Annotated in this window: 15 protein-coding genes and 3 tRNA genes; 9 read left to right on the top strand and 9 right to left on the bottom strand. The window is 70.9% G+C overall.

Annotated features, from left to right (window positions below):
• Positions 1-12: 12 nt before the first annotated feature.
• The 3 genes from purF to AB0I54_RS31500 all read right to left on the bottom strand — a co-directional run bounded on the left by purF (position 13) and on the right by AB0I54_RS31500 (position 3,280).
• Positions 13-1,542 carry an amidophosphoribosyltransferase gene (gene purF / locus AB0I54_RS31510; RefSeq protein ID WP_363299603.1) on the bottom strand — a complete coding sequence of 510 codons (1,530 nt, stop codon included), beginning with the start codon at positions 1,540-1,542 and terminating at the stop codon, positions 13-15.
• Positions 1,543-1,615: 73 nt separating this feature from the next.
• The gene (locus AB0I54_RS31505) at positions 1,616-2,422 is read right to left on the bottom strand and encodes an META domain-containing protein (RefSeq protein WP_363299602.1); all 807 of its coding nucleotides are present in this window, start codon (positions 2,420-2,422) and stop codon (positions 1,616-1,618) included.
• 60 nt (positions 2,423-2,482) lie between these two features.
• A complete protein-coding gene (locus tag AB0I54_RS31500; protein WP_363299601.1) occupies positions 2,483-3,280 on the bottom strand; it encodes a sterol carrier family protein in 798 nt (265 codons plus the stop codon).
• A gap of 112 nt (positions 3,281-3,392) precedes the next feature.
• Between AB0I54_RS31500 and AB0I54_RS31495 the strand changes: the two genes are divergently transcribed.
• A complete protein-coding gene (locus tag AB0I54_RS31495) occupies positions 3,393-3,968 on the top strand; it encodes a Uma2 family endonuclease (RefSeq protein ID WP_363299600.1) in 576 nt (191 codons plus the stop codon).
• 72 nt (positions 3,969-4,040) lie between these two features.
• On the opposite strand, the gene purL is transcribed toward AB0I54_RS31495, so the two are convergent.
• From purL to purS, 3 genes are read right to left on the bottom strand one after another with little or no spacing between them, the layout of a single operon-like run.
• Entirely contained in the window at positions 4,041-6,299 is a 2,259-nt protein-coding gene (gene purL / locus AB0I54_RS31490; RefSeq protein ID WP_363299599.1) for a phosphoribosylformylglycinamidine synthase subunit PurL, read from the bottom strand.
• Positions 6,296-6,976: a phosphoribosylformylglycinamidine synthase subunit PurQ gene (gene purQ / locus AB0I54_RS31485; protein WP_363299598.1), complete on the bottom strand. Its 681-nt coding sequence runs from the start codon at positions 6,974-6,976 to the stop codon at positions 6,296-6,298. The genes purL and purQ overlap by 4 nt, the downstream gene beginning before the upstream one ends.
• Positions 6,973-7,236: a phosphoribosylformylglycinamidine synthase subunit PurS gene (purS, locus tag AB0I54_RS31480; RefSeq protein WP_363299597.1), complete on the bottom strand. Its 264-nt coding sequence runs from the start codon at positions 7,234-7,236 to the stop codon at positions 6,973-6,975. Before purS ends, purQ begins: the two co-directional genes overlap by 4 nt.
• A 342-nt stretch (positions 7,237-7,578) precedes the next feature.
• Between purS and AB0I54_RS31475 the strand changes: the two genes are divergently transcribed.
• The 8 genes from AB0I54_RS31475 (at position 7,579) to AB0I54_RS31440 (ending at position 12,107) form a co-directional block, all read left to right on the top strand.
• Complete coding sequence (locus AB0I54_RS31475; protein WP_263210394.1) at positions 7,579-7,896, top strand: Lsr2 family protein; 318 nt, start codon at positions 7,579-7,581, stop codon at positions 7,894-7,896.
• 159 nt (positions 7,897-8,055) lie between these two features.
• Positions 8,056-8,127 (top strand) — tRNA-Gly (locus tag AB0I54_RS31470).
• A gap of 84 nt (positions 8,128-8,211) precedes the next feature.
• Positions 8,212-8,287 (top strand) — tRNA-Gly (locus tag AB0I54_RS31465).
• 118 nt (positions 8,288-8,405) lie between these two features.
• Positions 8,406-9,356 carry an ABC transporter ATP-binding protein gene (locus AB0I54_RS31460; protein ID WP_363299596.1) on the top strand — a complete coding sequence of 317 codons (951 nt, stop codon included), beginning with the start codon at positions 8,406-8,408 and terminating at the stop codon, positions 9,354-9,356.
• Entirely contained in the window at positions 9,353-10,132 is a 780-nt protein-coding gene (locus tag AB0I54_RS31455) for an ABC transporter permease (RefSeq protein ID WP_363299595.1), read from the top strand. The genes AB0I54_RS31460 and AB0I54_RS31455 overlap by 4 nt, the downstream gene beginning before the upstream one ends.
• Before the next feature lie 38 nt (positions 10,133-10,170).
• The gene (locus tag AB0I54_RS31450; RefSeq protein ID WP_363299594.1) at positions 10,171-11,397 is read left to right on the top strand and encodes a histidine kinase; all 1,227 of its coding nucleotides are present in this window, start codon (positions 10,171-10,173) and stop codon (positions 11,395-11,397) included.
• On the top strand, positions 11,394-12,008 hold the full coding sequence (locus tag AB0I54_RS31445) for a response regulator transcription factor (RefSeq protein WP_363299593.1): 615 nt from the start codon (positions 11,394-11,396) through the stop codon (positions 12,006-12,008). The genes AB0I54_RS31450 and AB0I54_RS31445 overlap by 4 nt, the downstream gene beginning before the upstream one ends.
• A gap of 23 nt (positions 12,009-12,031) precedes the next feature.
• Positions 12,032-12,107: transfer RNA gene (locus tag AB0I54_RS31440), tRNA-Gly, on the top strand.
• A 47-nt stretch (positions 12,108-12,154) separates the two neighbouring features.
• Here the strand turns inward: AB0I54_RS31440 and AB0I54_RS31435 are convergent.
• From AB0I54_RS31435 to AB0I54_RS31425, 3 genes are all read right to left on the bottom strand, one after another.
• The gene (locus AB0I54_RS31435) at positions 12,155-13,054 is read right to left on the bottom strand and encodes a phosphoribosylaminoimidazolesuccinocarboxamide synthase (protein WP_363299592.1); all 900 of its coding nucleotides are present in this window, start codon (positions 13,052-13,054) and stop codon (positions 12,155-12,157) included.
• Positions 13,055-13,146: 92 nt separating this feature from the next.
• Complete coding sequence (locus AB0I54_RS31430; RefSeq protein ID WP_363299591.1) at positions 13,147-14,649, bottom strand: N,N-dimethylformamidase beta subunit family domain-containing protein; 1,503 nt, start codon at positions 14,647-14,649, stop codon at positions 13,147-13,149.
• 183 nt (positions 14,650-14,832) lie between these two features.
• Positions 14,833-16,725, bottom strand: coding sequence for a hypothetical protein (locus tag AB0I54_RS31425; protein ID WP_363299699.1), 1,893 nt, complete (start codon positions 16,723-16,725; stop codon positions 14,833-14,835).
• Between the last annotated feature and the right edge of the window lie 81 nt (positions 16,726-16,806).

Raw genomic sequence — 16,806 nt, 5'->3', positions numbered from 1 at the left:
CGTACTGCGGTGTTACGGGCGACGGATCGCGTCGGCCGCGGCCGTGGCGGCGGGACCGGCCGCCAGCTCGGTCTCCAGGAGCTGCTTGCCGAGCAGTTCGGGGTCCGGGAGTTCCATCGGGTACTCGCCGTCGAAGCAGGCGCGGCACAGGTTCGGCTTGGCGATCGTGGTCGCCTCGATCATGCCGTCGATGGAGATGTAGGCCAGGGAGTCGGCGCCGAGCGAGGTGCCGATCTCCTCGATCGTCATGCCGTTGGCGATGAGTTCTGCGCGGGTGGCGAAGTCGATGCCGAAGAAGCAGGGCCACTTCACGGGCGGCGAGGAGATCCGGATGTGGACCTCGGCGGCGCCGGCCTCGCGGAGCATGCGCACCAGGGCGCGCTGTGTGTTGCCGCGCACGATCGAGTCGTCGACGACGACCAGGCGCTTGCCCCTGATGACTTCCTTCAGCGGGTTCAGCTTCAGCCGGATGCCGAGCTGGCGGATGGTCTGCGAGGGCTGGATGAAGGTCCGGCCGACGTAGGCGTTCTTCACCAGACCGGCACCGAACGGGATGCCGGAGGCCTCCGCGTAGCCGATGGCGGCCGGGGTGCCGGACTCCGGGGTCGCTATCACCAGGTCGGCCTCGACGGGGGCCTCCTTGGCGAGGCGGCGGCCCATCTCGACGCGCGAGAGATAGACGTTCCGCCCGGCGATGTCGGTGTCGGGGCGGGCGAGGTACACATACTCGAAGACACAGCCCTTGGGCTTCGCTTCCGCGAATCGGGATGTGCGCAGACCGTTCTCGTCGATCGCGACGAACTCGCCCGGCTCTATCTCGCGGACGAAGCTGGCGCCGCAGATGTCGAGGGCGGCGCTCTCGGAGGCGACGACCCAGCCGCGCTCCAGACGGCCGAGGACCAGCGGGCGGATGCCCTGCGGGTCGCGGGCCGCGTAGAGGGTGTGCTCGTCCATGAACACGAGCGAGAAGGCGCCCTTGACCTGCGGGAGGATCGCGTGCGCGGCCTCCTCGATGGTCAGCGGCTTGCCGTCCTCGTCGACCTGGGCCGCGAGGAGCGCGGTCAGCAGGTCGGTGTCGTTGGTGGCCGCGACCCGGGTGGACCGGCCGTTGTTGTCCTTGGGCAGGCCCGCGACCATCTCGGCGAGCTGCGCCGTGTTGACCAGGTTGCCGTTGTGGCCGAGCGCGATGGAGCCGTGCGCGGTGGCACGGAACGTCGGCTGGGCGTTCTCCCACACGGACGCGCCGGTGGTCGAGTAGCGGGCGTGACCGACCGCGATATGACCCTGGAGCGAACCGAGAGAGGTCTCGTCGAAGACCTGGGAGACCAGGCCCATGTCCTTGAAGACGAGGATCTGGGAGCCGTTGCTGACCGCGATTCCCGCGGATTCCTGACCCCGGTGCTGGAGGGCGTAGAGCCCGAAGTACGTGAGCTTTGCGACCTCTTCACCCGGAGCCCAGACACCGAAGACGCCACACGCGTCCTGGGGGCCTTTCTCACCGGGGAGCAGATCGTGATTGAGTCGACCGTCACCACGTGGCACGGCACCGAGTGTAGGCGAGATCGACCACTGGTCCGAATTGGCCAATGCACCGAAGTTATGCGTTCTTAACCGGTCACTCGTCGGCCACGGCGGTCACGGTCTCTCCGTTTTCGCTGGTCAGCGTGAGGTTTCGATGATCCAGTCGGTAGCTGACGGTGCCGTCGAAGAGCCGCAGCAGACTCTTTTCCGTATTCATGAGTGAGGCGTCGCACATCATTCGGGTGGTCGCGGGAGAACCCAGGGTGATACGGGCGTCGCTGACCGTGGCGCGCGCGGTGACGTGATTGCAGCCCAGGCGGCCGCTGACCTTTCCGCTCCTGCGGTCGAAGGTGAGATGGGCGTCGGCACCCTTCGGCAGGGAGCTGACGGTGTCGCCGGCACCGAGTGCCGTGATCGTCCACTTGGTGCCGTAGAGCGGGGCGTCCTCCTCCTTGGTCAGCCGGACGGTGTCGCCCCCGGTGGTGGTGAGGGTCAGCCGGTCGCCGTTCACCCGGGTGGTGAGGGGGCCGGCGGCGAGGGTGCGGGCGAGGGTTTGCTCGAAGGCCATGGGCCGCGCCTCGCACGCCATCTCGGTCGCCGTGGCGTCGCTGAGCCGGACGCGGTCGCCCTCGAAGGCGGCGCGCGCGGTGAAGTGGTTGCAGCCGTAGTTGCCCTCGGTCCTGCCGCTGTCGTCGATCGCCATGTGGGCGCCCTCCGGGGCACTGCGTGTCGTGCCGTCCACGGTGACGCTGTCGACGATCCAGTGGACGCCGGTCACCGGCTCCTGGGCTCCGGCGGATCCACTGCCCGCGTGCTCGCTGCCGCAGGCCGCCGCGAGCGGAACGAGCACGACGGCGGCGGCCGCGAGGGTCAGACGCTCTTTGTGCCTCTGCCTGTGCATGTCGGTTCGACGGAGGGACGGGGGAGGTCGGTTCCCTGTGCGCGCGCCTCCTGGCCATGGCTAGGACATCAGCGGCAGCAGGGCCGCGAGATCCGCCCGCTCCCCGCTCGCGCTCACCTCCGCCGCCTCGATGGCGTCCTTCCACGGCAGCCGCCCGGTGGCGAGCCGGATCCAGGTGAGCGGATCGGTCTCGACGACGTTGGGCGGGGTGCCACGGGTGTGCCGGGGCCCCTCGACGCACTGCACGACGGCGTACGGCGGGATGCGGACCTCGGTGGAGCCGCCGGGGGCCTTCACGGCGAGCGCGTCGGCGAGCAGGCGGGTGGTCGCGGCGAGGGCCTGGCGGTCGTGGGGCACGTCGAGGCCCGGTACGGCCGCGTTCAGGTCGTCGGTGTGGACGACGAGTTCCACGGCGCGGGTGACGAGGTAGTCGTCCAGGGGCAGGGCCCCCGCGCTGGTCGCCAGCAGCCGGCTGCCGGGATGCTCGTCGAGGAGCTCGCGCAGGCTCCGGTCGACGTCGGCGAGATAGGCGTCGAGGTCGGGGTGCTGCTCGACCAGGTGCCGGGTGAAGTCGGCGATGGCGGAGGCATTGACGGCGGTGGCGAAGGGCCACTCCACGACGGCGACGTCCTGCCAGGCCGGCGCGGGCTCGTCGAGGGCCCGGTGGACGGCGGTGACCGCCATCCCGATGTGCGCGACGAGCTCCCGCACGGTCCACTCACCCAGCCGGGTGGGAAGGGCGAGCTGCGCGGGGGTGAGCGTACGGACGGCGTCCCGCACGGCGCCGAGCTGGGCCAGTACGGCGGTACGGGTCTTGGCGGGGTCGTAGGTCCGGGTGCGCTTCTTGGCAGGAGGCATGGGGTGAGCCTAGGACTCCACCCGTGCGAGTGATCAACGGCGAAACCCGCCTCCGCACTGCCGGGCGCGGACAACACTGGCCTTCGCCTGGAAGGGGGTGCAACAGACGGTCATGGCCGAGCGCACGTCTCAGATGTCGGTGGAGGAGTTCGAAACGATCGCCTCCGCCGCTCCCGAAACCGTCACGTTGGAGTTCATCGACGGACGGATCGGAGTCAAGAAGCCGGCAGACGGGGACCGCAGCACCATCGTGACCTGGCTGGCCCGGCGCTGTATGCAAACCAGGCCCGACCTGGATCTGTTTTGCGACCGAGGGCTCCGGGTCGATGCGTACCGGGAAGGCAGGGCGAAGCCGGATGCCGTGCTCGCGCCCGAAGCCCACTTCGCGGGACACGGCGAGTGGGCCGACCCGGACGGGGCGCTCATGGTCGTCGAGGTCACCTCGTACGACTCGGACACCGACCGGCGGGACCGGCACGAGAAGCCGACCGTGTACGGCCAGTCCGGAATCCCGCTGTACCTGTTGATCGACCGGGACTCCTGCACCGTCACCGTGCACAGCAACCCGGACCGGCAGGTCGGCGGCTACCGCGACGTCCACACCGCGAAGTTCGGCGAGAAGGTGTGCATCCCCGGCCCGATGAACATCGAGCTCGACACGGAGATCCTCAAGAACTACGTCCGCTGAACGTCCGACGAACCGCGAAGGCCCCACCCGGAAACGTGAATCCGGGCGGGGCCTTCACCGTCGTACGACCGACTACGCCAGCAGCGCTTCGATCGTCCCCTCGTGCGCCTCGCGCAGCTCCGCCAGGCTGAGCGCGAACTCGCCCTGGACCTCCACCGCGTCGCCGTCGACGACGCCGATGCGGGTGGCCGGGAGGCCGCGCGCGCCGCACATGTCGTTGAAGCGGACCTCTTCCGAGCGCGGCACGGCGACGATCGCGCGGCCCGCCGACTCGGAGAGCAGGAAGGTGAACGCGTCGAGCCCGTCCGGTACGACCAGACGCGCGCCCTTGCCGCTGAGCAGCGCCGACTCCACGACCGCCTGGATCAGACCGCCGTCGGACAGGTCGTGCGCGGAGTCGATCATGCCGTCGCGGGAGGCGGAGATCAGGATCTCGCCGAGCAGACGCTCCCGCTCCAGGTCGACCTTCGGGGGCAGACCGCCGAGGTGGTCGTGGACGACCTGGGACCAGGCCGAGCCGCCGAACTCCTCACGCGTGTCGCCGAGGAGGTAGAGCAGCTGGCCCTCCTCCTGGAAGGCGACCGGCGTGCGGCGCGCCACGTCGTCGATGACGCCGAGGACCGCGACGACCGGGGTCGGGTGGATGGCCGCCTCGCCCGTCTGGTTGTAGAGGGAGACGTTGCCGCCGGTCACCGGGGTGCCGAGCTGCAGGCAGGCGTCCGCCAGGCCGCGCACGGCCTCCGCGAACTGCCACATGACCGCCGGGTCCTCGGGCGAGCCGAAGTTCAGGCAGTCGGAGACGGCGAGCGGCTTGGCGCCCGTCGTCGCCACGTTGCGGTAGGCCTCGGCGAGGGCCAGCTGCGCGCCCGTGTACGGGTCGAGCTTGGCGTACCGGCCGTTGCCGTCCGTGGCGATCGCGACGCCGAGGCCGGTCTCCTCGTCGACGCGGATCATGCCCGAGTCCTCGGGCTGGGCGAGGACGGTGTTGCCCTGCACGAAGTGGTCGTACTGCGAGGTGATCCACTTCTTGGAGGCCTGGTTGGGCGAGCCCACCAGCTTCAGGACCTGGTCCTTCAGCTCCTCGGAGGTCGCCGGGCGCGGCAGCTTGTTCGCGTCGTCCGCCTGGAGCTCGTCCTGCCAGGACGGGCGGGCGTACGGGCGCTCGTACACCGGGCCCTCGTGGGCCACGGTCCGCGGGTCGACGTCGACGATCTTGCCGCCGTGCCAGTAGATCTCCAGGCGGTCGCCGTCGGTCACCTCACCGATCACGGTGGCGATGACGTCCCACTTGTCGCAGATCTCCAGGAACCGGTCGACCTTCTCCGGCTCCACGACCGCGCACATGCGCTCCTGCGACTCGCTCATGAGGATCTCCTCGGGCGAGAGCGTGGAGTCGCGCAGCGGCACGTCGTCCAGCGTGACGCGCATTCCGCCGGAGCCGTTGGAGGCCAGCTCGGACGTGGCGCAGGACAGACCCGCCGCGCCGAGGTCCTGGATGCCGACGACCAGCTTCTCCTGGAAGGCCTCCAGGGTGCACTCGATGAGGAGCTTCTCCTGGAAGGGGTCGCCGACCTGGACGGCGGGACGCTTGGAGGGCTTGGCGTCGTCGAAGGTCTCGGACGCGAGGATCGAGGCGCCGCCGATGCCGTCGCCGCCGGTGCGGGCGCCGTAAAGGACGACCTTGTTGCCCGCGCCGGACGCCTTCGCGAGGTGGATGTCCTCGTGCCGCATGACGCCGATGGCACCGGCGTTGACCAGCGGGTTGCCCTGGTAGCAGGCGTCGAAGACGACCTCGCCGCCGATGTTGGGCAGGCCCAGGCAGTTGCCGTAGCCGCCGATGCCGGCGACCACGCCCGGCAGGACGCGCTTGGTGTCGGGGTGGTCGGCGGCGCCGAAGCGCAGTGGGTCGACCACCGCGACCGGGCGGGCGCCCATGGCGATGATGTCGCGGACGATGCCGCCGACACCGGTGGCCGCGCCCTGGTAGGGCTCGACGTACGACGGGTGGTTGTGCGACTCGACCTTGAAGGTGACCGCGTAACCCTGGCCGACGTCGACGACGCCCGCGTTCTCACCGATGCCCACCAGCATCGCGTCGCTCTGCGGGGCCTTCTCGCCGAACTGGCGCAGATGGACCTTGGAGGACTTGTACGAGCAGTGCTCGGACCACATGACCGAGTACATGGCGAGCTCGGCGCCGGTCGGGCGGCGGCCCAGGATCTCGACGACCCGCTCGTACTCGTCCTTCTTCAGACCGAGTTCGGCCCAGGGCAGCTCGACGTCGGGGGTCGCGGCCGCGTGCTCGACCGTGTCCAGAGGCGTCCGGCTCATGCGCCCACCAGCTTCTTGAGGATCGAGGTGAAGAACGGGAGGCCGTCGGTACGGCCCGTACCGATCAGCGGCTCGACGGCGTGCTCGGGGTGCGGCATCAGGCCGACGACGTTGCCGGCCTCGTTGGTGATGCCGGCGATGTCCCGCAGCGAGCCGTTGGGGTTGAAGTCCAGGTAGCGGAAGACGACCCGGCCCTCGGCCTCCAGCTTGTCGAGCGTGTACTCGTCGGCGACGTACCGGCCGTCCATGTTCTTCAGCGGGATATGGATCTCCTGGCCGGCGCTGTAGTCGCTCGTCCAGGCGGTCTCCGCGTTCTCCACCCGCAGCTTCTGGTCGCGGCAGATGAAGTGGAGGTGGTTGTTGCCGAGCATCCCGCCCGGGAGAAGGTGGGCTTCCGTGAGGATCTGGAAGCCGTTGCAGATACCGAGAACGGGAAGTCCGGCCTTCGCCTGCTCGATGACGGACTCCATCACCGGCGAGAAGCGGGAGATGGCTCCGGCCCGCAGATAGTCGCCGTAGGAGAAACCGCCGGGCAGCACCACGGCATCGACCTGCTTGAGGTCCTTGTCCTTGTGCCAGAGGGCGACCGGTTCGGCACCCGCGTGGCGGATCGCGCGCCGGGTGTCGCGGTCATCGAGACTTCCCGGGAAAGTGACGACGCCAATACGAGCGGTCACTTCGCGGCCTCCGCGACTTCCTCCACCTTGACGGTGAAGTCCTCGATCACGGTGTTGGCGAGGAAGGATTCCGCAAGATCGTGGATGCGGGCGAGCGCGGCCTCGTCGACCGGGCCGTCAACTTGAAGTTCGAATCGCTTTCCCTGACGTACGTCGGAGATGCCTTCGAAACCCAGTCGCGGCAGTGCGCGCTGCACCGCCTGGCCCTGGGGGTCGAGGATCTCCGGCTTGAGCATGACGTCGACTACGACGCGTGCCACTGGCACTCCCGGTGTGTGGTGCTGAGCAGGTTCCTTCAGACTACCCGCACAAAATTTCTACGCGAGTAGAGTTGTAGGAAACTACGTGACGGGCATCACGATCAGGTGTCGAACGGGTGCCCTCACCAAAAAATCTGGGAAAGTTCGGCGGTCCACCCGTGGCAGCTATTGCGCTCGGACACGCGGGCGGATTTAGTCGGGCTTCACTTTGCATTGCCGAGCACTGTACAAATGAATTGGCAATAGCCGATACTTTCCCCGTTAACAGGCGGACAGTCGACATCTCCCGGGCGTCTTGGCACGTCACCGCAGAGGGGGTGTCGCACGAAGGGACCGATATTCGTGGCGCAGAAGGTCGTGGTCACTCTCTTTGACGACATCGACGGCTCGGAAGCGGCGGAAACGATCGCCTTCGGACTCGACGGCAAGTCGTACGAGATCGACCTCAATCAAGCCAATGCCAAGAAACTGCGTAAGGCTCTTGAGCCGTACGTGGCGGCCGGCCGCAAGAGGGCGAAGTCGGGCAAGACCTACCGGCAGACCGAGGTCGCTCCCGATCCCGCGGCCGTCCGCGCCTGGGCCCAGGCGAACAAGATGGACGTGCCCGCGCGCGGCCGGATCCCCAAGAAGGTCTACGAGGCGTTCAGCGCCGCGCAGTGACGCCCGCGAGGGGTGAGTCCTCAGGGTCCGTCACCGGGCCCTGAGGACAGCCGACTTGGCCGCCGTCAGCAGCCGACTTGCGCTACCCCCCTGCTGATCAGCTAATGTCTGGAGCACGCCGAGGGGCGAGGCCGAAAGGCCGAATCCCACGGACTACATGCGGGTGTAGTTCAGTAGTAGAACATCCCCCTTCCAGGGGGAAGGCGCAGTGTGCGATCCCTGTCACCCGCTCTGGCACCGTCACCGTCACAAGCACGCTTGTGCATCGGGTAGGCTGGTGCTCGCACCGATCGGTGGGAGCCGATCGGGAGCAGTGCGGACGTAGCTCAGTTGGTAGAGCGCAACCTTGCCAAGGTTGAGGTCGCGAGTTCGAGCCTCGTCGTCCGCTCCAGAGAAGCCCCGGTCTTCATGACCGGGGTTTTTTAATGCGCCGTCCGTCTGACATTTGTCATGCCGAGTGATGACACCGCGCACTGCCGTCCGGCCCCGCCCGCCGGGACGCTGATGTCATGGACATCAACGAGCACGAGCACGTGATCGAGGTCACCGACCTCCGGCGTGTCTACGGGGGCGGGTTCGAGGCGGTGCGCGGAATCGAATTCTCCGTGAACCGCGGCGAGATCTTCGCGCTGCTGGGCACCAACGGCGCGGGCAAGACATCGACGGTCGAGCTGCTGGAGGGCCTCACGGCACCGGCGGGCGGACAGGTGCGGGTCCTCGGACACGACCCCTACCTGGAGCGGGCCGCGGTACGGCCGCGCACCGGTGTGATGCTCCAGGAGGGCGGCTTCCCGTCCGAGCTGACCGTCGCCGAGACCGCGCGGATGTGGGCCGGCTGCACCAGCGGGGCCCGGCCGGAGAGCGAGGCACTGGAGCTGGTCGGACTGGCGCGGAAGGCCGGCGTGCGGGTGAAGCAGCTGTCGGGAGGTGAGCGGCGGCGCCTGGATCTGGCGCTCGCGCTGCTCGGCGAACCCGAGGTGCTGTTCCTCGACGAGCCGACGACCGGGCTCGACGCGGAAGGACGCCGGGACACCTGGGAGTTGGTACGGGCGCTGCGCGACACCGGCACCACCGTGCTGCTCACCACGCACTACCTGGAAGAGGCGGAGGGCCTCGCCGACCGGCTCGCGATCCTGCACGAGGGCCGCATCGCCGCCTCCGGCACACCCGCCGAGGTGACCGCGGGCCGGCCCTCCCGCGTCTCCTTCGAACTGCCCCAGGGGTACTTCCTCGGCGACCTGCCGCCGCTCGCCGAGCTGGCGGTGTGCGGGCACGAGGTGGCGGGCAGGACCGTACGGCTGCGGACCCGGGAACTCCAGCGGACGGCCACCGGGCTGCTGGTGTGGGCCGAGCGGGCCGGGGTCGAACTGCGCGGCCTCGACATGCGGTCGGCGTCGCTGGAGGAGGCATTCCTCGGGATCGCCCGGGAGCAGGAGCCCACGGCAGGAGCGGCGGCATGAGCACCCTCGCACACGCACCGGTGGCCCGGCGGCTGCGGGCCCTGGCCCGGGCCGAACTGACCCTGCTCGGCCGCAACCGCAGTGCCGTCCTCACGGCGCTGCTCGTACCGCTCTCGCTGCCGTTCACCGTGCGGCCCGCGGTCGAGCAACTGGACCTCAAGGCCGAGGGGCTGACCGTCGGCGCGGTGATGGTGACGGCCGGGATCGGCTTCTCCTTCCTCTTCTGCGTGTACACCGCGCTGGTGAGCTCCTTCGTCACCCGCCGCGAGGAACTCGTCCTCAAGCGGCTGCGCACCGGCGAACTCGGCGACCTGGAGATCCTCGTCGGCACGGCCCTTCCCGCGGTCTGCGTCGGACTCGCCCAGGCGCTGGTGCTGTCCGTGGGGTGCGCGGTGCTCCTCGACGCGGGGGCGCCCAGGGCACCGCAGCTGGCCGTCCTCGGCGTCCTGTCGGGCCTGGTGCTGAGCGCCGCGCTCGCCGCCCTCACCTCGGCCTTCACCAGGACCACCGAGAGCGCCCAGGTCACCGCGCTGCCGCTGGTAGTCGTGTCGATGATCGGCTCGGGCATCGCGATCCCCACCGAGGTGCTGCCCGACCGCCTCGCCTCCGTCTGCGACCTCCTCCCGCTCTCCCCCGCCGTCCGGCTGGTCCGCGCCGGCTGGACCGGCCATCTGGGCGCGTACGAGGTGCTGGGCGCCGTACTGACCACGCTGGCCTGGACCGTTCTGGCGGTGTTTGCTGTACGGCGGTGGTTCCGGTGGGAGCCGCGGCGCTGAACGGGGGGCAGCGCAATGGCTGAACGGGGGGCGACGGAATGAGCGGTACGCCTGGCTGGTGGCGGCGCAAGAGCACGCCCGCCAAGGTCGAGACCTACACCCGCTGGTCGTTCCACTTCTTCGCGGTGATCGAGGTCGCCACGTTCGGGCTGCCGCTGTTCGGGCAGGTGGGTTCGGGCCTCGCCGGCTGGCTGTCGGCCCTGGTGGCCGGGCACGCGGCGCTGTGCGCGGCGACCGCCTCACGGACGCTCGACTGGACCCGCGGCCGGCGCGACCGGCCGCGGCGGTCACTGTGGACGCTCGGCGCGGTCACCGGTGCGATCGCCGTGACCGCTCTCGTCCTCTCGGAGTACGGCCCGAAGGGCGACGCGGTCGACACGGCGGCGGGCATGGTCTTCGGGGTGGTGCTGATCTTCGGCGCGGGCACCATCGCGCTCGGAGTCCGCAGCCGGCGGCGGGTGTTCGCACTGGTGGCGGGCTTCGCCGCCGGGGCGGGCGCGGTGTCCCTGCCACTGGGCGTCCCCGCGGCGGCCGCGCTGACCGCCTCGATCACGGTCCTGGTGGGCGCCGGGTTCTTCGCCTTCACCGCCGTGTTCTCCGTGTGGCTGCTCGACGCCGTCTACGAACTGGACGAGGCCCGCGAGACCCGCGCCCGGCTGGCCGTCGCCGAGGAGCGGCTGCGCTTCGGGCGTGATCTGCACGACGTACTGGGCCGCAACCTGGCGGTGATCGCACTGAAGAGCGAGCTGGCCGTGCAGCTCGCCCGGCGCGGGCGGCCGGAGGCCGTGGAGCAGATGATCGAGGTGCAGCGTGTGGCGCAGGAGTCGCAGCGGGAGGTACGGGATGTCGTACGGGGGTACCGGGAGGCCGACCTCGGGGTGGAACTCGCCGGTGCGCAGGGAGTGTTGAAGGCCGCCGGGATCGACTGCGAGACGACCGGCGAGGCCGGGGCCGCCGTACTGCCGGACGAAGTGCAGTCCGCGCTCGGCTGGGTCGTGCGGGAGGCCACCACCAATGTGCTGCGGCACGGGGACGCCCGGCGCTGTGCCGTGGGTCTGCGGGTGCTGGAGGGGCGTGTGGTGCTGACGGTGGAGAACGACGGAGCGTCCGCGGCCCTCGACGGGGGAGGGGGTTCCGGGCTCGCGGGGCTGCGGGAGCGGCTGGCCGTGGTGGACGGGACCCTGACGGCGGGCGCCGTCGGGGAGGACGGGTTCAGGCTGGTGGCCGAGGTGCCCGTGGCGAGTGTGAGCGGAGTTGCGTCATGAGGTCCCCGGTACGGCTGTTGCTCGCCGACGACGAGCATCTGATCCGCGGGGCGCTGGCCGCGCTGCTCTCCCTGGAGGACGACCTCGTCGTGGTCGCCGAGGCGGCGACCGGGCCCGAGGCACTCGCCATGGCGCGGGCCCACGAACCGGACGTCGCGGTCCTGGATCTTCAGATGCCGGGCGCCGACGGTGTGAGGGTCGCCACATCCCTGCGGGCCGAACTGCCCGGCTGCCAGGTGCTGATCGTCACGGGTCACGGGCGGCCCGGCCATCTGAAACGGGCCCTTGCGGCAGGTGTGCGCGGGTTCGTCCCGAAGACCGTCAGCGCCCAGCGGCTCGCGGAGATCATCCGTACCGTGCACGCCGGAAACCGCTACGTCGACCCGGAGTTGGCCGCCGACGCGATCTCCGCCGGGGACTCGCCGCTGACCGCGCGCGAGGCCGAGGTCCTGGAGCTGGCCGCCGACGGGGCACCGGTCGCGGAGATCGCCGAGCGGGCCGCGCTGTCGCCGGGGACCGTGCGGAACTACCTCTCCTCGGCCGTGACGAAACTCGGGGCCGAGAACCGTCATGCGGCGGTCCGTCTCGCACGGGAGCGAGGTTGGGTATAGTTGCTCTCGCGCAGCAGCGCAATGCGGACGTAGCTCAGTTGGTAGAGCGCAACCTTGCCAAGGTTGAGGTCGCGAGTTCGAGCCTCGTCGTCCGCTCCAGCAGGGCCCCCGGTTTCCCGGGGGCCTTTTGCGTTACGCCCGTTGCGTCACGCCCAGCTCAGGCCCGTCAGGCGCTCGTACGCCTCGACGTACTTCGCCCGGGTGGCGTCCACGACCTGCTGGGGCAGCGGCGGCGGGGGCTGCTCGCTCTTGCGGTCCCAGCCGGACTCGGCGGAGGTCAGCCAGTCGCGCACGAACTGCTTGTCGTACGACGGCTGCGCGCGGCCCGGCTGCCACTGGTCGGCCGGCCAGAAGCGGGAGGAGTCCGGGGTGAGGACCTCGTCGGCGAGGACGAGGGTGTCCGCCTCGAAGCCGAACTCGAACTTGGTGTCCGCGAGGATGATCCCGCGGTCACGGGCGATGTCCCGGGCCCGGTTGTAGACGGCGAGGGTGGTCTGGCGCAGCTGGGCGGCGGTCTCCACGCCGACCTGCCGGGCGACCTCCTCGTACGACACGTTCTCGTCGTGCTCGCCGACCTCGGCCTTGGTGGCCGGGGTGAAGATCGGGGCGGGCAGTTCGGAGCCGTCGACGAGACCCTCGGGCAGGGCGAGGCCGCAGACCGTACGGGACTCCTGGTACTCGATGAGGCCCGAGCCGGTGAGATAGCCGCGGGCCACGGCCTCGACCGGGATCATCCGCAGGGACTTGCAGACCAGGGTGCGGCCCGCCCAGTCGGCGGGCGCGCCCGCGGGCAGCTCAGTGCTCAGGACGTGGTTGGGGACCAGGTCGGCGAGCTGGTCGAACCACCACAGGGACAGCTGGGTGAGGACACGGCCCTTGTCGGGGATCTCGGTCGGCAGCACCCAGTCGTAGGCGGACATGCGGTCGCTGGCGACCATCACGAGGTCGCCCGCCTCGTTCTGGTACAGCTCGCGCACCTTGCCGGTGTGCAGATGCACCAGACCCGGAACCTGGATCGGCTCGGGCTTTTCGACGAATCCGGACACGGTTCCTCCCCGTGGTTCTGTCCAAGTGGCTCGATTGTCCCGTATGGGGTGGCCGGTCATGGACAGCGGGTCGGTCGCGCTTGCGGATCGGGTCAGTCGCGCTTGCAGATTCGGTCCAGCAGGTTGGCGGTGGCCCGCTGGATACGGGGGTCCACGTGTCCCGGCCGGTCCAGGGCCGGTGACCAGGCGAAGGTCCCCGACGCGAAGACCAGGGCGCCGGAGGGCGCGCGGTACAGGGAGGTCTCCTGGTGGCGCTGGACGCCGTCGTTGTCGGTGTAGGGGGAGTGGGCGAGGAGGATGCGCTCCTCGTGGTCGGGGAGCGGGGTGCGCGGGAAGTAGCGGTCGGCCTCGCCGGCCACCAGGCCCGCCAGCTCGTCGCCCTCGCCCGCGCCGGTCGCCTCCCACAGCCAGTGCCCGGCGTTGCGGACGACCAGCGGATGGGGCTCGGGGACCCGGCCCGCGTACTGGATGCCGACCAGCTGCTGTTCGGGGCGGTCGATCTCACGCCAGAGCACCGGCCTGCCCGGCCCCTTGCGCTTGCGGCAGGTGAGCAGGCGGTCCGGCACGCCGGAGGGGGCGGGGCCCAGCTCCACCTGCCAGTACATGGTGTTGGCGGAGAGGAAGACGAGCGAGGTGCCGCTCTCGCGGGCGATCTCCACCGTGCGGCGCATCTGGGTCGACCAGTACTCGTCGTGACCGGGGAAGACCAGGCCCCGGTAGCGGGTGGGGTCGACGCGTCCGGCGTGCAGATCGCGGGCGTCGGCGTAGGCGAGGTCGTAGCCGTACCGTTCCGCCCAGCGGATGAAGTCGTAGGCGTGGCCGACGTGCAGGGGCAGGCCCGCGCCCGCGTACGGGCGGTCGAAGGAGACCGTGGTCGCGGCGTCGGCCTCGCCGAGCAGCCGGCCCTTCTCGTCCCAGGCGTGGTAGAGGCTGGCGCCGGTGTGGCCGTCCTCGGGGTAGAGGTTGTAGGCCTGCCAGGTGATGTCGGGGAGCAGCAGGAGCAGATCCGCGGGGTGGCTGTCGCGGACCGTGAACGGCACGTGGGAGCGGTAGCCGTCGGCGGTGGTGAGGACGGCCACGTAGGCGCCGTTGCTCCAGTACGACGGGACCTGCAGCCGCCAGGACAGCCACCAGTGGTGGCAGGAGACCGTGCGGTCGGCGGTCAGCGGCGGGGGCTGGACGATGCCGGAGAGCCGGGGGCTGGTGGTGATCTTGGCGGCGCCGTCACCGCCGTAGTGGCCGATGCGGTAGATGTCCACGCCGAACTGCTGGGGCGGGTCGACGGTGATGTGGAAGTCGACCGCCTCGCCGGGCGCGACCGCGCCGGTGGAGGTGAAGCCCTTGATCTGGCGGTGGACGTCGTCCGCCGAGCGGGGGCCGCCGGAGGGGCGCGGAGCCGGTACTCGCGGCCTGCCGGTGCCCGCCGGGGGCGCGTGCTGCTGGGTCGCGTCCACGTACCAGGGGACGACATGGCCGGTGTCGTCGAAGTAGGTCTCGCTGCCGCGCAGCCAGGGAACCGGTCCCAGGCCGAAGGGGTCCGTGACGGCGTGTGCGAGTGCTCCCGACTCCCAGCGGCGGATCTGCTCGGATCCCATGATCGCTCCCCTCCCTCGGGCCCCCGTGCTGTGCGTGCGATGCGGCTGTCGTATGTCGTAAGCCCTTGCCATGTGCGCGATCGGTCCCAGCACATCACATAACGCACGCGCGCGGTCACTATTCGTTGCGAATTGACCTGAACTGGAAGAAGACACTCCGCTACGACGGACCATCGTCCGAGGTCAGACGAGCCGTACCGGCTTCTCCGGACGTATCCCCGACTCGATCAGCCAGGCTCGAAGCGGGTCCGGATCACCTTCCTCGGTCAGGCTGAGCACCCGGGAGGTCAGATCCGCGGCCCGCTCGCCGTTGATGAGGAGGGACGGGCCGTCGAGCCAGTCCAGGCCCGGGACCGCGCCCGCCGTGTCCATCGCGGCGCAGCACACCATGGCCGTGACGTGGTCGGCGAGGAGCTCGCGGGCGGTGCGCGGGGGCTGGAGGGGGAACAGGGGCAGGGCGCCGTCGTCCCACAGGCCGGTGTCGGGGCCCTGGCCGGGGCGGGCCGGGCCGGTCGGCGGTGCGGAGGCGCAGACGGAGGCCTCCTCGCGCGCCAGCTCCGCGCTGAGCCGCGCGGCGAGGGCGGCACCGCGCTGGTTCTCGGAGTCGCCGTCGGGCTCGTCGTCGTATGCGGCGGTGTCGGGGAAGGACGGGTCGTACCCGGCGTCTTCACCGGCGTCTTCGGCGCCTACGCCCTCGGGTGCCTTGTCCTCGTCGTCCGCGTTCTCCGCGTTCTCCGCGGCAATCGCGTCTCCCTCGCCGCGCGCACCGGCCGGAGAGGGGTCGCCGTCGGCCTCGTCCGCTGGATCCGACAGGTGGTCGAGGACGCGGGACAGGGTGGGGCCGCCGGGGGCCGGGGCGGCGGGGTCGGGGGTGGCGCGGACACCGAGGGCGTCCAGGACACGGTGGAGACGGGCCGCGTCGGTGCGCCACTTCCGGTCCACGACCTCATCCGGATACTCCTGCCAGTCCACCGGGGACCAGTCCGGGCCCTGCTCGGCGGGGCCGCCGTGGAAGAGGCGGGCGGCGAGCAGGGAGGCGGCCTCGTCCACAAGGCCGGGCTCTTCCAGCAGGTCACAGGCGGGACGCTCACCGAGCCGGGAGGCGAAGCCCTCGGCCAGGCGATCCCGCCGGGACAGCTCGGTGAGCGCCGCCACCACGCCCGCGTCCAGCCGGGAGGGCCAGCGGCCCATCCGCCAGGCCGGCAGCGCGACCCGGGTCAGCAGCCGGTCCCAGCCCGCGTACGCCAGCCCCACCTGTTCCTGGGCGACGATCCGCAGGCCGTAATCCACAGCCTGTGCACGCTCGGCGGCCGCGGCGGCCACGCCCCTCTCCATCTCGGCCGCGTGCTCCCGGCAGCCGCGCAGCATCAGTCGCGCCACCCAGCCGACGCCCGCGAGCACGGAGCGGGCGAGCGGGCCGCGCCCGGGTGCGGAGGTCACGGCGACCGCCGCGTCCAGCCCCCGGACGAAACGGCGGGCGGCCGCTATGTCCGGGTGCGCCGAGGGGCCCGTACCGGCGACGACCGGAGCGAGCACCGCGCGCAGCTCGCCGACCCGCATCCACCACAGGAACGGGGAGCCGATGACGAGGACGGGCGCGGCCGCCGTACGGCGCTGGGCGCGCCGGCCCGGGTCCGCCAGCTCGTCGTGGTGCTCGGGCGGGGGCGGGCCGTGCGCGGGGTGGGTGCGGTCCTCCAGCCAGCTGTCGCAGTCCGGGGTGAGCGCTATGGCGGAGGGCGCGGGCACGTCGAGCCGGTCGGCGAGGTCACGCACCATCCGGTACAGGTCGGGGGCGGACTCCTCCGGGATCGCGACCGTCGGGCTCACGGCCGGGCGGGAACGGGCCACGATCAGCGCGATGCCCGCGGCGGCCAGCAGCACCAGCAGGGCGACCCCGCTCATGGTCCAGCGGGCGAGGTCCCAGCCGCGGCCGGGCAGATGGCCCGTGGAACCGCCGGCCAGCAGGATCACGGCGACGGCAGCGGGCAGCAGGGCCACGGCCAGCGCCCGGCCGCGGATCCGCAGCACGGCGAGGGCCCGGGACCGCGCCGCCTGCGCGCCCGCCTCCACACCCATTCCGGTCACGACCGGAGGTCACCCCCTCGTTGATGCCGCTGATGCCCTGGTGCTGTCCTGGCGTTGCTCACTCCCCCACTG

The organism is Streptomyces sp. NPDC050625 (assembly GCF_040654755.1).
In the GTDB taxonomy this organism is placed as follows: Bacteria; Actinomycetota; Actinomycetes; order Streptomycetales; family Streptomycetaceae; genus Streptomyces.
Note: the sequence above shows the minus strand (reverse complement) of the source record. Positions and strands in the feature narration are given on the sequence as shown.

Bases quoted from the DNA above. Each gene is read 5' to 3' on its own strand.
- AB0I54_RS31430 (WP_363299591.1), bottom strand. From the start codon at position 14,649: ATGGGATCCGAGCAGATCCGCCGCTGGGAGTCGGGAGCACTCGCACAC.
- AB0I54_RS31425 (WP_363299699.1), bottom strand. From the start codon at position 16,725: ATGGGTGTGGAGGCGGGCGCGCAGGCGGCGCGGTCCCGGGCCCTCGCC.
- purL (WP_363299599.1), bottom strand. From the start codon at position 6,299: ATGAGCCGGACGCCTCTGGACACGGTCGAGCACGCGGCCGCGACCCCC.
- AB0I54_RS31500 (WP_363299601.1), bottom strand. From the start codon at position 3,280: ATGCCTCCTGCCAAGAAGCGCACCCGGACCTACGACCCCGCCAAGACC.
- AB0I54_RS31455 (WP_363299595.1), top strand. From the start codon at position 9,353: ATGAGCACCCTCGCACACGCACCGGTGGCCCGGCGGCTGCGGGCCCTG.
- AB0I54_RS31450 (WP_363299594.1), top strand. From the start codon at position 10,171: ATGAGCGGTACGCCTGGCTGGTGGCGGCGCAAGAGCACGCCCGCCAAG.
- AB0I54_RS31460 (WP_363299596.1), top strand. From the start codon at position 8,406: ATGGACATCAACGAGCACGAGCACGTGATCGAGGTCACCGACCTCCGG.
- AB0I54_RS31495 (WP_363299600.1), top strand. From the start codon at position 3,393: ATGGCCGAGCGCACGTCTCAGATGTCGGTGGAGGAGTTCGAAACGATC.
- AB0I54_RS31505 (WP_363299602.1), bottom strand. From the start codon at position 2,422: ATGCACAGGCAGAGGCACAAAGAGCGTCTGACCCTCGCGGCCGCCGCC.
- AB0I54_RS31445 (WP_363299593.1), top strand. From the start codon at position 11,394: ATGAGGTCCCCGGTACGGCTGTTGCTCGCCGACGACGAGCATCTGATC.